We start from the raw sequence: 15,073 nt of genomic DNA on the forward strand, positions 1-15,073 counted from the left end.
TGGGCTGCGTGTGCTGGTGGCCACCGCGGTTCCGGTCGAACGGGACGCGGTGGCTGGGGCGTTTGCTGCGGTGGGCCTGTCTGTACCGCTCCCTGGGGTGACCCTCCTGCGGCTGCCCCTGGGCCCCTCTGAACCGGCACCCGGCACAGCAGAGGCCACCATGGCGGCGACCACCACAACGGTCGCCACCACGACGGAAGCCATCACAGCGGAAGCGGAAGCCACCGAGGCAGCGGTAACCCTCGACCTCCTCGCCGCAGGCGTGGGCCCCGCCCGCGCCGCCGCCTCCGTCGCCGCCGCGCTGACCGCGGCCGCCCTCGAAGGCGCGCGCTACGACCTCGTCGTCTCCACCGGAATCGGCGGCGGTTTTCAGCCCGATGCCCCCGTCGGGTCACTCGTCGTAGCCGAGGACATCACCGTGGCCGATCTGGGCGCGGACACCGCGGACGGCTTCGTGCCCGTCACCGAACTCGGGTTCGGGGTGGTCAGCCACCGTCCGCCGAAATCACTCGTACGAGATGTCGTGGCGGCCACCGGTGGACGCGCCGGAACCGTGCTGACCGTGTCCACCGTGACCGGCACCGCCGCCCGCGCCGCCGAACTGCGCGCCCGGCACCCCCACGCCCTCGCCGAGGCCATGGAGGGCTTCGGGGTGGCCGAGGCGGCCGCCGCGCACGGTGTGCCCGTGCTGGAGATGCGCGCGGTGTCCAACCCCGTCGGCCCGCGCGACCGCGCCGCCTGGCGCATCGGCGAGGCGCTCGCGGCTCTCACCGAGGGCTTCGGGAAGCTCGCGCCCGTACTGGAGAGTTGGAACCCACATGACCGCAGTCACTGAATCCGCCGCTGAATCCGCCGAACCCCTGCAGATCGCCTATTCGCCCTGTCCGAACGACACCTTCGTCTTCGACGCCTGGGCCCACGGCCGCGTGCCGGGCGCGCCCGCGCTCGACGTCACCTTCGCGGACATCGACATCACCAACGGCATGGCCGAGCGCGGCGAGTTCGACGTGCTGAAGGTGTCGTACGCCGTGCTGCCGTACGTCCTCGACGAGTACGCGCTGCTGCCGTGCGGCGGCGCACTGGGCCGTGGCTGCGGCCCGCTCGTCCTCACACTCCCCCACTCTCGGCTTCGCTCGAGCGGGGGGACCCCCATGGCGGCCGCGGACCTGACGGGCCGCACGGTCGCCGTGCCGAGCGAGCGGTCGACGGCGTACCTGCTCTTCCGTCTCTGGGCCGCGGACACGATCCCCGGCGGGGTCGGCGAGATCGTGGTCATGCCGTTCCACGAGATCATGCCGGCCGTGCGGGACGGGAAGGTCGACGCGGGACTCGTCATCCACGAGGCGCGTTTCACGTACCAGAACTACGGGCTGCACAAGCTCGCCGACATGGGCGAGCACTGGGAGCGGACGACCGGGCTGCCCATCCCGCTGGGCGCGATCATCGCCAAGCGCTCGCTGGGTGCGGAGCGGCTGAAGGCGCTCGCCGAGGCGATCCGTGCCTCGGTCCGCGCCGCCTGGGACGACCCGGAGGCCTCCCGCCCCTACGTCCTGGAACACGCCCAGGAGATGGACCCTGCCGTCGCCGACCAGCACATCGGCCTGTACGTCAACGAGTTCACGGCCGATCTGGGCGACGACGGCTACGCGGCGATCCGGGGGCTGCTCACGCGCGCGGCGGCCGAGGGGCTCCTGCCGCCCCTCGGCCCGGATGCGCTGAACTTCCCCTGAGAGGTCAGTTCACGAGGTCATACGTCGAGCTGGTCGGCGACCGCTCGCAGCAGCCCCGCGATCTGCTTGCCGGAGGCCTTCTCGGGGTAGCGGCCCTTCTCGAGCATGGGCGTGATGTTTTCGAGGAGGGTCGTCAGATCCTGCACGATGGACGCCAGTTCGTCCGGCTTGCGGCGCTGCGCGGCCGCGACCGAGGGGGTCGGGTCCAGGAGGGTCACCGAGAGCGCCTGGTCACCGCGCTGACCGGCGACGACGCCGAACTCCACGCGCTGGCCGGGCTTGAGAGCATCGACTCCGGCGGGCAGGACCGAGGAATGAACGAAGACGTCGCCGCCGTCGTCGCGGGAGAGAAAGCCGAAGCCCTTCTCACTGTTGAACCACTTGACCTTGCCGGTAGGCACGTCTGTCCTCGTCCTCGTACTCGTCGGAAACTGCTCTGAAACTGCTCGGGCAGTTGCATGGGCAACTGCCCTTAAACGGCTCTGGATAGCACGACAGCGGGTCGTCGGACCCGCCGGTACCAAGGCTAATGGTCCGGGGGCCGGTGACAAGACGTCGCAGGATTGTTCCTTCGCGCTGGGAACTACCCTGGTCGGGTGCGTGACAAAACCCAACCGAATTCCGCCGAGCCCGGTGACCGGCTGATCCGTGCCGGTGCCATCGTGTTCTTCATCGGCGCGGTGGCCACACTGGTCACCGTGGCCCCGCTGTTCCTCGGCACGACGCCCTTTCCGACGTACATGTTCGGATTGAGCATGCTGATGGGTGTCGGCTTCCTGCTGGCCGCAGCGGGGGTGCTCCAGTCAGTCGCGGCAGGACGCCGTCAGGCCCGCGCGGCCTCGCGGTAGTCCCTCGGGCCCGCGCGGCCTCGCGGTAGTCCGTCAGGCCCGAGCGGCCTCGCGGTAGTCCCCGTACTCGCTGAGCCACGCCGGGAACTCCGTCAGGTCGGCGAGCACGACGTCCGCGCCCGCCGCGCGCAGCTCCGCCGCGTCGCACGGTCCGGTGGCCACCGCGACGGAGTACGCGTCCGCGGTGTGCGCGCCGCGTACGTCGCCGGTGTGGTCGCCGACGTACACGCTCGCGCCGTGCTCGCGCAGCGCCTGCGCCTTCTGCTCGGCCCACAGGTTGCCGACGACGGCGTCGGCGTCGATGCGCAGATGCTTCAGGTGCAGCTTGGCGTTGGGCTCCCACTTCGCGGTGACGACGACCGCGCGCCCGCCCGCCGCCTGGACGGCCGCGACGGCCTCACGGGCGCCGGGCATCGCCAGCGTGCCGGTGATGGCGTGTGTGGGGTACATCTCACGGTAGAGGTCGGCCACCGCGGCGACCTCCTCCGCCGGGAACCAGTTGGCCAGCTCGTCCTCCAGCGGCGGCCCGAGCCGGGTGACAACCAGGTCGCAGTCGATGTACGTACCTGTCCGCGCGGAAAGTGCCTGGTAGCAGGCGCGAATGCCGGGGCGTGAGTCGATCAGGGTCATGTCGAGGTCGAAGCCGACGGTCAGCGCGCGAGATGTCATATAGGCCATTGTGCCCAGGGGGTGTGACGCCGTACGCGGGCCCCGGCACCGCCTTGTGCGCTCAGCGTCGGCGCTGTGAGCGCCACACCAGGTACAGCGCGGAGGCGACCGCCGCGCCCCGGACGACCCAGGGCCAGGTCTCGGCGACCGCGTCGTTCATGTGGCCCTGGGCGATGGGGGCGCCCCAGCGGCCGTTCGTACGGCCCCACAGCCAGACGATGCCGGCGGTGGCGGCCAGGCCGGGCAGGACGAGGACCGCCCACTTCGACTCGGCGGGGGTCAGCCGGCGCGAGGCGTAGGCGATGAGCCAGCCGAGGCCGAGGGCGAACCAGTTGCCGAGGACGGCGCCCGCGACGAGGAGTGCGGCGGCGAGCAGGAGGAGGGGGTTGCTCCAGCCCTCGAGGCGGGGCAGGAGGCGTCGCGAGGGCCGGACGCCGGCCGCTTCCTCCGGGACCACCGGTGCCGCGTCCTCCGCCGGTTTCGCTCCCTCGTCGGCCTTCTCCGTCCCCTCGGCCTTCTTCGCCCCCTCGGTCTGCTCCCCGGGCGGCTTGAGCAGCTCGGGGATCTCCAGGCCTCCGACGAATCCCGGCACGCTGTCCCCGAGCCCGAACGGGCTGCTGTCCACGCGCCACCAGTCCGGCACCGCGCCGCTGTCGCCCAGTTCGTGCGCGCTCGCGAGGTGGGGCGGGGACGGGGCGTCGTTGACGTACTCGGCGGGGTCCGGTTCCGCGGGGCGCGGCCTCGGGACGACGCGGCGCAGGCCCTTGGGGCGGGGCTCCGGTTCGCGGGCGCGCTGGGTGGGGACGGCGGCCCAGGTCTCCTTCCCGGGGGCGGCGCCGCCCTGGCCGGCCGCCGCGACGATCTCGTCGGGGGTGCCGAGGCGGGCCAGGATCCGGCGGACGGCGGCCGGGCTGTCGACGGGCGTCTTCGCTCTGCGCCGGTCGATCTCGTTGCGCAGCTCCGAGACGAGCCGCATCCGTGTCGCGGACGGCAGCTGGCGCTGCTGGGCCAGGTCTCCGACCCGGCTCAGGTAGTCGAAGACGAGCTGATCGCTCTCAATCCCCACGAAGTCCCCTCCGGGGCGGGCGCGTTGGATACCCCGTGGTCACGACGGTACCGGGTTTTTCGCCCCCGTCGCCCCTACCCTTCCCGTCCTGGGGCTCCGCCAGGGGGCGCTGCCCCCTGGACCCCCGCTCCTCAAACGCCGGAGGGGCTGATTTCGAGCTGCTGGAGCGAGAACCGCCCCAGCCCACCCCCACCCGCTACCGTTGACCGGATGAGCCCCGAGGAGCACCCCACCACGGACCCCGCCCCCGCGGGGAACGCTCCGCGTTCCCTGGCGGAAGCTCTCCGCGCGCGGGACGACGCCTCGCTGTCCGTCCTCCTCCGCACCCGCCCCGACCTGATCACCCCCGTCCCCACGGACCTCACCCAGCTCGCCACCCGCGCCGGCACCCGCGCCTCGGTCGTCCGTGCCCTGGAGCGCCTGGACCGTTTCGCCCTCCAGACGGCGGAAGCCCTCGCCGTGGCCTCGGACCCGGCGACGTACGACGAGCTCCTGGGCCTGATGGCGGGCGACGAGCGCGACCCGGCGGTCACGGAGGCGTTCCCGCGCGCTCTCCGGACGCTCCGCGAGCAGGCGCTCGTCTGGGGCCCCGACGACCGCCTCCGCCTCGTCCGCACGGCCCGCGAGCTGCTCGCCCCGGCCCCGCAGCACCCGTCCCCGACGGGCCTGGGACCGACCGTCGCGGAGGCCACGGCGGGCATGTCCCCGGGCCGCATCCAGGAGATCGTGGCGGCGGCCGGGCTGCCGACCACCCACGACTCCGTGTCGGCCGTCGCGTCCCTCACCGGCCTGTTCACGGACCGCGGCCGGATGTCGGCGCTCCTCGACGAGGCCCCCGCCGAGTCGGTGGACGTGCTGTCCCGGCTGGTGTGGGGCCCGCCGTACGGCCAGGTGACGGCCGACCCGGCGCGCCATCTGCGCTGGCTGATCGACCGGGGGCTGCTGCTGCCGACGGCGCCCGGCACGGTCGTACTGCCCCGGGAGGTCGCCCTGCATCTGCGGGCGGGCCGCGCGCACCGAGTGACGGAGCCGGTCGCGCCGGCGGTCGAGGCCGCGGCGACACACCGTCCACAGGTTGTGGATGTGACGGCGGCGGGCCAGGCGTACACGGCGCTGGCGACCGTCGAGGAGCTGCTCAAGGACTGGCACGAGGGCGGTCCGTCGGTGCTGCGCGCGGGCGGGCTGAGCGTACGGGACCTGAAGCGCACGGCGGTGGCGCTCGACGTGGCGGAGCCGGTGGCCGCGTTCTGGGTCGAACTCGCCTACGCGGCGGGCCTGTTGGCGTCGGACGGCGAGGCGGAGGAGCGGTACGCCGCCACGCCCGGGTACGACGAGTGGCTGGAGCTGCCCGCCGCCGAGCGCTGGGCAAAGCTCGCCTCCGCGTGGCTGGCCGCGACCCGCACGGCGGGCCTGGTCGGCGGCCGTGACGCCAAGGAACGCACGCTGTCGGCGCTGGGCCCCGGCCTGGACCGCTCCGCGGCCCCCGAGGTCCGCCACCGCGTCCTCACCCTCCTCGCCGCCCTCCCCGAGGGTGTCTCCCCCGCCCAGGACTCCGTCCTCGCCCGCCTCCACTGGGAACACCCCCTGCGGGGCACCCAGTCCCCCACCGACGACCTGCGCACCCGCCTCGCCCAATGGACCCTGTCGGAGGCGGAGTTTCTGGGGATCACGGGCCGGGGCGCACTGTCGGCACAGGGGCGGGCGCTGCTGGGCGTGGCGCCGACGGCCGCCCAGGACAGCGCGTCCGCCTCAGGTCCCGGCGCCAAGCTCCCCGTCCACAAGCGCCACCGCCCGACCGCCGAAGCGGCTCCTTCCCCCGCCTCCGCCAGCTCCCCCGCCGAACGGGCCGCGGCCGCCGCGCAGGCCGCCCATATCCTCGCCCCCCTCCTGCCCGAGCCCCTGGACCACGTTCTCCTCCAGGCGGACCTGACGGCGGTCGCCCCGGGCCCGCTGGAGCGCCCGCTGGCCGACACGCTCGGCGTCCTCGCGGACGTCGAGTCGAAGGGCGGGGCGACGGTCTACCGCTTCACGCCGGGGTCGGTACGCCGTGCGCTGGACGCGGGCCGGTCGGCCTCCGACCTGCACGCGTTCCTCACGGCGCACTCCCGCACGCCCGTCCCGCAGCCGCTCGCCTATCTGATCGACGACGTGGCCCGCAAGCACGGCCATCTGCGGATCGGCGCGGCGTCGGCGTACGTCCGCTGCGACGACGACGCGATGCTGAACGAGATCCTCGCCGACAAACGGTCCCAAGGGCTCCGCCTCCGCCGCCTCGCCCCCACGGTCCTGGCCGCCCAGGCCGACCCCGCGACGCTCCTCGAAGGCCTCCGCGCCCTGGGCTTCGCGCCCGCCGCCGAGTCCGCGGAGGGCGACGTCCTGATCACCCGCGCGCACGCCCACCGCACCCCGCCGCGCACCGCACCCGCGCCCGTCCCGGACGGCCCCCCGGTCCCCGACGCCACCCTCCTCGGCGCCGCGATCCGCGCCATCCGCGCCGGCGACCTGGCCTCCACCACCCCCCGCAAACCGTCCCCGGACGCCGACCTGCCCGGCAACGGCGACCTCCCCCGTACCAGCTCCGCCGAGACCCTCGCCACCATGCAGGCCGCCGTCCTCACCGGCGAGGCCCTCTGGATCGGCTACGTCAATGCCGAGGGCGCCGCCAGCCAGCGCGTCATCGCCCCGATCCGCGTCGAGGGCGGCTTCGTCACGGCGTACGACCACACGGCGGACGAAGTCCGCACGTACCCGCTGCACCGCGTCACGGGGGTCGCGGAGCTCGCGGAGGGCCAGGCCTGAGCGACACCCCCGCGTGATCGTCCGCCGGTGGGGCACACTGGAGGTTTGGCCGGGCATCCACGCGGAGGTGCCGGCAAGCGGAAAGGGACGCGCGTGAACGGACCCCTCATCGTCCAGAGCGACAAGACACTCCTGCTCGAAGTCGATCACGAGCTGGCCGACGCCTGCCGTCGGGCCATCGCACCGTTCGCGGAGCTGGAGCGGGCGCCCGAGCACATCCACACGTACCGGGTGACGCCGCTGGGCCTGTGGAACGCGCGGGCGGCGGGGCACGACGCCGAGCAGGTCGTGGACGCGCTCGTGGAGTTCAGCCGTTATCCGGTGCCGCACGCCTTGCTGGTGGACATCGCGGAGACGATGGACCGCTACGGGCGGCTCACTCTGAGCAAGCACCCGGCCCACGGGCTGGTGCTCACCACCACCGACCGGCCCGTTCTCGAGGAGGTCCTGCGGTCGAAGCGGGTCGCGCCGCTGGTCGGGGCCCGGATCGACCCGGACACCGTGGCCGTGCACCCCTCCGAGCGCGGGCAGATCAAGCAGACGCTGCTGAAGCTGGGCTGGCCCGCCGAGGACCTCGCCGGGTACGTCGACGGGGAGGCGCACCCGATCGAGCTGGACGAGGAAGGCTGGGCGCTGCGGCCGTACCAGAAGCAGGCCGTGGAGAACTTCTGGCACGGCGGTTCCGGTGTCGTGGTCCTCCCCTGCGGCGCGGGCAAGACCCTGGTCGGCGCCGGGGCGATGGCCGAGGCGAAGGCCACCACTCTGATTCTCGTGACGAACACCGTCTCCGCCCGGCAGTGGAAGCACGAGCTGGTGAAGCGGACCTCGCTGACCGAGGACGAGATCGGTGAGTACAGCGGGACGAGGAAGGAGATCCGGCCGGTCACCATCGCCACGTACCAGGTGCTGACGACCCGGCGGAAGGGTGTCTACCCGCACCTGGAGCTCTTCGACTCCCGTGACTGGGGGCTCATCCTCTACGACGAGGTGCATCTGCTGCCCGCGCCGGTCTTCAAGTTCACCGCCGATCTGCAGGCCCGGCGGCGGCTGGGGCTGACCGCCACGCTGGTGCGCGAGGACGGGCGGGAGTCGGACGTGTTCTCCCTCATCGGGCCCAAGCGGTTCGACGCGCCCTGGAAGGAGATCGAGGCGCAGGGGTACATCGCGCCCGCCGACTGTGTCGAGGTCAGGGTCAATCTCACCGACTCCGAGCGGATCTCCTACGCCACCGCCGAGACCGAGGAGAAGTACCGCTTCTGCGCGACGACCGCGACCAAGCGGAAGGTGACGGAGGCGCTGGTACGGAAGTTCGCGGGGCAGCAGATCCTCGTGATCGGCCAGTACATCGACCAACTCGACGAGCTGGGCGAGCACTTGAACGCGCCCGTCATCAAGGGCGAGACGAGCAACGCGCAGCGCGAGAAGCTCTTCGACGCGTTCCGGGAGGGCGAGATCAGCGTGCTGGTCGTGTCGAAGGTCGCGAACTTCTCCATCGACCTGCCCGAGGCGACCGTCGCCATCCAGGTGTCGGGCACCTTCGGGTCGCGGCAGGAAGAGGCCCAGCGGCTGGGACGCGTGCTGCGGCCCAAGGCCGACGGCCACAAGGCCCACTTCTACTCCGTCGTCGCCCGCGACACCATCGACCAGGACTTCGCGGCCCATCGGCAGCGGTTCCTGGCGGAGCAGGGGTACGCCTATCGGATCATGGACGCGGACGAGTTGCTGGCCGACAACTGAAACAGCACCAACAGCCCCAGTAGGGGGTACGGCGACGCCAACACCTGCTGCCACCAGGGGAGTTGGAGGTCCAGGTCACCCTGGTGCGGGATCAGCCAGAGGGTGCGGGCCAGGAAGACGGCGGTGACGGCCGCGGCCACGCGCGGGCGGCGTTCGGCGTACAGCACGGCGATCAGCGGTACGCACCACACCCAGTGGTGCGACCAGCTGATGGGAGAGATCAAGAGGGCCGTGAAGGCGGTGAGGAGCACCCCCCAGCGGTCGTCCGTCACCCGCAGGGCCAGCCACAGGCCCGCGCACCCGACGGCCGCCGCGGGGAGCGCCCAGGCCAGGCCCGGCGTCGGCTCCCCCAGGGCGCGGGCGATCAGCCCCTGAAGCGACTGGTTGTCGACGATCCACGCCTTGCCGACGCGGTCGGTCTCGTACAGCCGCCGGGTCCAGAAGTCCACGCTGGCGGCCGGGAGGACGAGCGCGCCCAGCAGCACGGTCCCGGCGAGCGCCGACGCGGCGGTGGCCGCTTCCCGGTGCCGACGCCTGAGCAGCAGGTATGCGATGAAGAGGGCGGGCGTCAGTTTCACCCCGGCCGCGATGCCGAGCGCGACGCCCTTGCCGGGGGCGCCGGGCGGACGCGTCAGGTCCCAGAGGATCAGGCAGGCGAGGGCGAGGTTGATCTGGCCGAAGAGGACGGTCTGGAAGACGGGCTCCAGCCAGAGCGCGAGGGCCGTGGCGGCGCAGAGGGCGGGTGGCGGCAGCTGGATGCCCGCGAGACGGCAGGAGAGCCTCAGGAGCGCGGCCAGCAGGGCCACGTTCGCGGCGACGAAGGCCACCTTGAGGGCGATCGGGGGGAGCAGGGCCGCCGGTACGAAGAGGAGCGCCGCGAAGGGCGGGTACGTGGCGGGCAGGTGCCACGCGGTGACGGTGAACGCGTAGAGATCCGTGCCGTTGAGTACGGCCGCGCCCTCGGCCCGGTAGACCAGCGCGTCGGCCATGGGGGCGCGCGTGACGAGGCAGAGTGCGGAGAAGGCGGCGAGGGAGAGTGCGAGGGCGAGCAGGGCGGCTGCGGTACCGGACCGGCGGCTCGCGACTTCGATGGGTGAGCGGGTGATCACGTTCCGTTGGAGCACGGAGTGACCCTAGTGTCCGGGCAGTTCGGCCCGGCGTACGGCTCACCGCCGTGGGCTCGGCGTACGGCTCACCGGCGCCGTACGCCCGCCTCCTCGCCGTACTCGCCGAGGAGCACCACTCCCAGCGCCGCGCGCCCGAACACCTTGACGGCGCGCAGGGCGTCACCGAGGCGGTGGCGGTGGAGGGAGGCGGAGACGGCGGTCGCGCCGCTCTGCGGACTGGGATGGACAGGACCTGGGGTGAAAGTGGCTGCGCTCATGTATCCATGGTGGAACGCCGGGCACCGGATGGCGTCGGTCTTCGGACCGAACCTCGGCGGCCCCCTCGTACACCCGCAGGCCGCTCCCCGTACGCCTCACGACGGACCCCGCCCCCTAGGGTCCCCGGGAGTACGCCCCTGAGACCGCGAAAACCATTGGCCCCCGCGTCCTCCGGTCACCTAGAATCTCCGCTCTTGCCCGCCTCCCTTCACGGAGTGCCGCCATCCGGCCGGAAACCGGACGGCACCAGGTATCCCTCACGCAGCAGGTCCCCGGAGGCAACCCCGTGTCCACCCCGTCCGACCGACCGTCCGACGACCCCCTCTCCCGCGAACGCACCCATCTCACCGAGTCCCGCACCGCCCTGCGCGCGATGCGCGAGGACGTGGAGAACCTCGACATCAGCGACGTCACCGCGAACTGGGTGAACGCCGCGGTGCTCCAGCACCAGATCGACGAGCGGATCAAGGCCCTCGCCGACCTCAGCCACACCCCGCTGTTCTTCGGGCGGCTCGACTACCTCCACGCGCCCGGCGCCGACAAGGCCGAGGGCGCGGAGGGCGAGCGCTTCTACATCGGGCGGCGGCATGTACACGACGCCGAGGGCGACCCGATGGTCATCGACTGGCGCGCGCCGGTGTCACAGCCGTTCTACCGGGCCTCGAAGAAGGTCCCGATGGACGTCGGGCTGCGCCGCCGCTTCGGGTACACGGGCGGCGACCTCACGGCGTACGAGGACGAGCACCTGTCGGACCCGGCGGAGGCGGCCACCACCAGCAAGCTGCTCCAGCAGGAGATCGAGCGCCCGCGCGTCGGCCCGATGCGCGACATCGTGGCGACCATCCAGCCGGAGCAGGACGAGATCGTACGGTCGGGGCTGTCCGGCTCCGTGTGCGTGCAGGGCGGTCCCGGCACCGGGAAGACCGCCGTCGGCCTGCACCGCGTCGCGTATCTGCTGTACGCCCACCGGGAGCGGCTCGCCCGCACCGGCACCCTCGTCATCGGGCCGAACAAGTCCTTCCTGCACTACATCGAGCAAGTGCTGCCCGCGCTGGGTGAGTTGGAGGTCAAGCAGGCGACGGTGGACGACCTCGTCGCGCATGTGGAGGTGCGCGGGGCCGATGACGCGGCTGCCGCCGTCATCAAGGGTGACGCCCGGATGGCCGAGGTGCTGCGCCGGGCCGTCCGCTCGCATGTGACCCTGCCCAGCGAACCGGTCATGGTGGTGCGCGGCTCGCGGCGCTGGCGCGTACCGGCGTACGAACTCGAGGAGATCGTGCGGGAGTTGCTGGACCGGGACATCCGGTACGGCGCCGCCCGCGAGGCCCTTCCGCAGCGGATCGCGCACGCGGTGCTGGTCCAGATGGAGCGCTCGGGCGAGGCGCCGGACGACCGCGTGCAGGACTCCGTCGCCCGCAACACCGCCGTGAAGGCCGCGGTCAAGGCGATCTGGCCGCCGGTCGACCCCGCCAAACTCGTCCTGCGCCTGCTCTCCGACGCGGACTTCCTCGCCGTACACGCGGAGGGAATCCTCGACGAGGACGAGCAGAAGGAGATCCTCTGGGCGCTGCCTGGATCTGGGAAAAGGGCGGTGCGGTCCGTGAAGGCGGCCAAGTGGTCATCCGCGGACGCCGTGTTGATCGACGAGGCCACCGATCTCGTCCAGCGGACACACTCGCTCGGGCATGTGGTGCTCGACGAGGCGCAGGATCTGTCGCCGATGCAGTACCGGGCCGTCGGCCGCCGCTGCACGACCGGTTCGGCGACCGTACTCGGCGATCTGGCGCAGGGCACCACGCCGTGGGCGACGCGGAGTTGGGACGAGGCGCTCAGCCACCTCGGCAAGGGTGAAGCCGTCGTCGAGGAGCTGACGGCGGGCTTCCGTGTGCCCACCGACGTGATCACGTACGCGTCCCGGCTGCTGCCGCACATCGCGCCCGGTCTGACGCCGGTCGCGTCGGTCCGTGAGAACCCGGGCTTCTTCGAGGTGCGGACGCACGCGGACGACTCCGACGTGGTCGCGGCCTGCAAGGAGCTGCTGCGCAACGAGGGGTCGATCGGGCTGATCGCCGCCGACGCGCGGATCCCCGTCCTCGCCGAGGCGCTGACGGCGACCGGGCTGACGTATCTCGGACCGGGCGAGGAGACGACGGCCGAGACCCGGCTGACCCTGGTGCCGGCCTCACTCGCCAAGGGCCTCGAGTACGACTACGTGGTCCTCGACGAACCGCAGGCCGTCGTCGACGGCGAACCGGACGAACACACCGGCCTGCGCCGCCTGTACGTGGCCCTGACCCGAGCGGTGTCGGGCCTGATCGTGACGCACGCGGCGCCGCTGCCGCCCCAACTCGCCTAATAAGGCAGAGACTTCAGCAGGGCATCCAAGAGGCTTGTGGGGGCCGGGCTGATGGTGATCGCGACCGGGGTGGCGGCGCTGACGACGCGCACACAGCCGGATGGCCCCCGACGCCGAGCGCCGGAGGCCACCAACAGCCGTACGAATGCCGTTACTTGAACTTACGGCTGGTCGCCAGATACACCTGCTTGGCGTTCTTGCCGAGGCGCGGCCCGGTGATGAACGTCTTGCGGTCACTCAGCGAGTTGTTGGACACCAGGTAGGTCTTGCCGTTGTGCGACATGAACCAGGGACCGCCCGAGGCGCCGCCGTTCATCGTGCACCCGATCATGAACTGGGCCGGCGTCTTGCTGGCGAGCACGAGACGCTTGGTGGCGCCGCGGCAGTCGTACATCTTCGAGCCGTCGTACGGCGCCTCGGCGGGGTAGCCGCGGACCTTCATGTTCTTGACCTTGTTCGCCGCCGGGGCGTTGAACCACACCGGCAGGGCCGAACCGACCGTCTCCTGAAGGGACTTCTTGCCACTCTCGGGCTTCACGTGCAGCACGGCGTAGTCGTACGCCGAGGCCGCGGTGCCCGCGTGGGAGCCGCCCTTGATCCACTGGGCGGACGTCGTGGCCCAGTCGGCCCACCAAATGCCGTACGGGGAGACGGACTTGGCGCGCGCGTTGGTGATCTGGCTTTCCCTCAGCTTCGCGCTGTTGTTGTACGAGGGGACGAAGGCGATGTTGCGGTACCAGCCGCCGCCCTTGCCCGCGTGCACGCAGTGGCCCGCGGTCCACACCATGTTGGACTTGCCCGGGTGCGCCGGGTCGGTGACGACCGCGGCCGAGCACACCATGGCGCCCTCGGGAGAGGAGAAGAACAGCTTGCCCACGGAGGCCGCGCTGTGGTGGTAGGTCGCCTCGACCTTGGTGGCGGCCTTCTTCTTCACCGTCCCGTCGGGCGCGTACGACGCGGTGCCGCTGCCCGAACCGGTGCTGGTGCTGCTCGCCTGGGCGACCGGGATGCTGGACTTGGCCTGGGCCATCTGCTCCGGCGTCCAGAAGTCCTTGATGTACGGGTTGGCGAAGTCCTCTGCCTTGGATGCCCAGTCGCTGTAGTCCTTCCACCCCCCGTTCTTCCACTTCTCCAGGGCGTCGCCGCTGAGGTCGGTGGGGATACCGGCGGGCAGCTTGTAGCCGCCGAGCGAGACGGAGCCGTCGTCCTGGCCGGTGTCGACGTTCTTGTCCGCCTGGGCGGACGACGAGGGCTGGGCGGCAGCCCCGTCGTCCTTGTTGCTGTCACAGGCCGTGGTGGTGAGCAGAATGGCCGCGATCACGGCCGCTGCCGCCGAGAGCGATCGGCTGCGTATGGATGGCATGGAGCCTTGTCCCCCTGTTGCTGCACACGTGCATATTTGTCATGCCCCGGCTCATCGGGGCATGACCAATATGCACATACGAAGCCGGACAGTGATCGTCCCGAGACTCTCAACACACAACAACTACCTGGCGGAGATGGATCCGTGACCTGGAGTCAGGCGCGTCGACGTCCGCTACCGGGATTCATTCGCAGTGCATCGGGCTTCAGCCCGAGGAGCAAGTCAAGCGTCCAGGGCCGCCCGCCACTCCCGTATCACCTCCACCGACACGGGCCCGCTCCAGCCGCCCGGCCGGGCGGCGCCGCCGATGTGGAAGGCGTCGATGCCCGCGGCGCGCAGGCGCGGGACGTGGTCGAGGCGCAGCCCGCCGCCGACCATGATCCGCGGCTGATAGCCGGGCTCACCACGGCGCGCGGCCTCCTCGATCAGCGTCGGGACTCCGTCGTCGACCCCGGTGGCCGACCCGGCCGTCAGGTAGGCGTCGAGACCCGGCAGGTCCGCGAGCTGCTTGCGCAGGGAGTCGCGGTCGGCGGCGCGGTCGATCGCGCGGTGGAAGGTCCAGCGGCAGCCGTCCAGCTCGGCGACGATCCGCTCCACGGCGGCCAGGTCGGGGCCGCCGTGCTCGTCGAGGAACCCGAGCACGAACTCGTCCGCCCCCGCGGTCCGCATCTCGCCTGCAGCGCGTACGAGGGCGTCGACGTCGCCCGCCGCGAAGCCGTCCGCCAGTCGCAGCATCACGCGCAGCGAGATGTCGACGGCGGCGCGGATCCCGGCGAAGGTCTCCACCGGCGGGGTGAGCCCGTCGGCGGCCATGTCGGTGACCAGCTCCAGCCGGTCCGCACCTCCGGCCTGGGCGGCGACCGCGTCCTCCACGCCGAGGGCGATCACCTCCAGGACGGCACGCTTACGCTCACTCATCGGACCTCTTCCCTTGGGCGGCTACAGGTCTAGTCCAATTCCAGCGTACGCCCGTGGTGGCGGTGTCGCGAGAAGATCGCGGGGAGTCGGTGTGGGGGTGGGGTGGGTTTTTCGCCCCCTCCGCCCCTGCCCGTCCCGTACCTGGGGCTCCGCCCCAGACCCCGCTCCTCAAACGCCGGAGGGGCTGTCTCCAGCCGCAGCG

Annotated in this window: 13 protein-coding genes; 6 read left to right on the plus strand and 7 right to left on the minus strand. The window is 72.0% G+C overall.

Features of this window, described 5'->3' with window-relative positions:
* Positions 1-16 precede the first annotated feature (16 nt).
* Positions 17-835, plus strand: coding sequence for a futalosine hydrolase (locus ACZ4WS_RS37860; protein WP_467987518.1), 819 nt, complete (start codon positions 17-19; stop codon positions 833-835).
* Complete coding sequence (locus ACZ4WS_RS37865; RefSeq protein WP_467987519.1) at positions 819-1,730, plus strand: 1,4-dihydroxy-6-naphthoate synthase; 912 nt, start codon at positions 819-821, stop codon at positions 1,728-1,730. The genes ACZ4WS_RS37860 and ACZ4WS_RS37865 overlap by 17 nt, the downstream gene beginning before the upstream one ends.
* 17 nt (positions 1,731-1,747) lie before the next feature.
* Here ACZ4WS_RS37865 and ACZ4WS_RS37870 read toward each other — a convergent pair whose 3' ends face one another.
* Positions 1,748-2,131, minus strand: coding sequence for a cold-shock protein (locus tag ACZ4WS_RS37870; RefSeq protein ID WP_467987521.1), 384 nt, complete (start codon positions 2,129-2,131; stop codon positions 1,748-1,750).
* A gap of 195 nt (positions 2,132-2,326) precedes the next feature.
* Between ACZ4WS_RS37870 and ACZ4WS_RS37875 the strand changes: the two genes are divergently transcribed.
* Positions 2,327-2,578 carry a hypothetical protein gene (locus ACZ4WS_RS37875; RefSeq protein WP_467987522.1) on the plus strand — a complete coding sequence of 84 codons (252 nt, stop codon included), beginning with the start codon at positions 2,327-2,329 and terminating at the stop codon, positions 2,576-2,578.
* A gap of 33 nt (positions 2,579-2,611) precedes the next feature.
* Here ACZ4WS_RS37875 and ACZ4WS_RS37880 read toward each other — a convergent pair whose 3' ends face one another.
* Entirely contained in the window at positions 2,612-3,256 is a 645-nt protein-coding gene (locus tag ACZ4WS_RS37880; protein WP_467987523.1) for an HAD family hydrolase, read from the minus strand.
* A gap of 52 nt (positions 3,257-3,308) precedes the next feature.
* Positions 3,309-4,313, minus strand: a complete 1,005-nt coding sequence (locus tag ACZ4WS_RS37885; protein ID WP_467987524.1) for a hypothetical protein — start codon at positions 4,311-4,313, stop codon at positions 3,309-3,311.
* 210 nt (positions 4,314-4,523) lie between these two features.
* On the opposite strand from ACZ4WS_RS37885, the gene ACZ4WS_RS37890 reads away from it, so the two are divergent.
* A complete protein-coding gene (locus ACZ4WS_RS37890) occupies positions 4,524-7,112 on the plus strand; it encodes a helicase-associated domain-containing protein (RefSeq protein ID WP_467987525.1) in 2,589 nt (862 codons plus the stop codon).
* A gap of 93 nt (positions 7,113-7,205) precedes the next feature.
* Positions 7,206-8,849 (plus strand): DNA repair helicase XPB, encoded by a 1,644-nt coding sequence (locus ACZ4WS_RS37895; protein WP_467987526.1) that lies wholly within the window; start codon positions 7,206-7,208, stop codon positions 8,847-8,849.
* On the opposite strand, the gene ACZ4WS_RS37900 is transcribed toward ACZ4WS_RS37895, so the two are convergent.
* Both ACZ4WS_RS37900 and ACZ4WS_RS37905 read right to left on the minus strand, forming a co-directional pair.
* Positions 8,807-9,838: a glycosyltransferase 87 family protein gene (locus ACZ4WS_RS37900; RefSeq protein ID WP_467987584.1), complete on the minus strand. Its 1,032-nt coding sequence runs from the start codon at positions 9,836-9,838 to the stop codon at positions 8,807-8,809. The two genes, ACZ4WS_RS37895 and ACZ4WS_RS37900, sit on opposite strands and share 43 nt — an antisense overlap.
* A gap of 203 nt (positions 9,839-10,041) precedes the next feature.
* On the minus strand, positions 10,042-10,233 hold the full coding sequence (locus ACZ4WS_RS37905; protein ID WP_467987528.1) for a hypothetical protein: 192 nt from the start codon (positions 10,231-10,233) through the stop codon (positions 10,042-10,044).
* Between the two features lie 287 nt (positions 10,234-10,520).
* Here ACZ4WS_RS37905 and ACZ4WS_RS37910 point away from each other — a divergent pair, with 287 nt between their 5' ends.
* Positions 10,521-12,590 (plus strand): HelD family protein, encoded by a 2,070-nt coding sequence (locus tag ACZ4WS_RS37910; protein WP_467987529.1) that lies wholly within the window; start codon positions 10,521-10,523, stop codon positions 12,588-12,590.
* 151 nt (positions 12,591-12,741) lie between these two features.
* Here ACZ4WS_RS37910 and ACZ4WS_RS37915 read toward each other — a convergent pair whose 3' ends face one another.
* A complete protein-coding gene (locus tag ACZ4WS_RS37915; RefSeq protein ID WP_467987531.1) occupies positions 12,742-13,953 on the minus strand; it encodes a trypsin-like serine peptidase in 1,212 nt (403 codons plus the stop codon).
* A 222-nt stretch (positions 13,954-14,175) separates the two neighbouring features.
* Positions 14,176-14,871 carry a copper homeostasis protein CutC gene (locus ACZ4WS_RS37920; RefSeq protein WP_467987532.1) on the minus strand — a complete coding sequence of 232 codons (696 nt, stop codon included), beginning with the start codon at positions 14,869-14,871 and terminating at the stop codon, positions 14,176-14,178.
* Positions 14,872-15,073 lie beyond the last annotated feature (202 nt).

Source organism: Streptomyces sp. NPDC029292 (assembly GCF_055569295.1).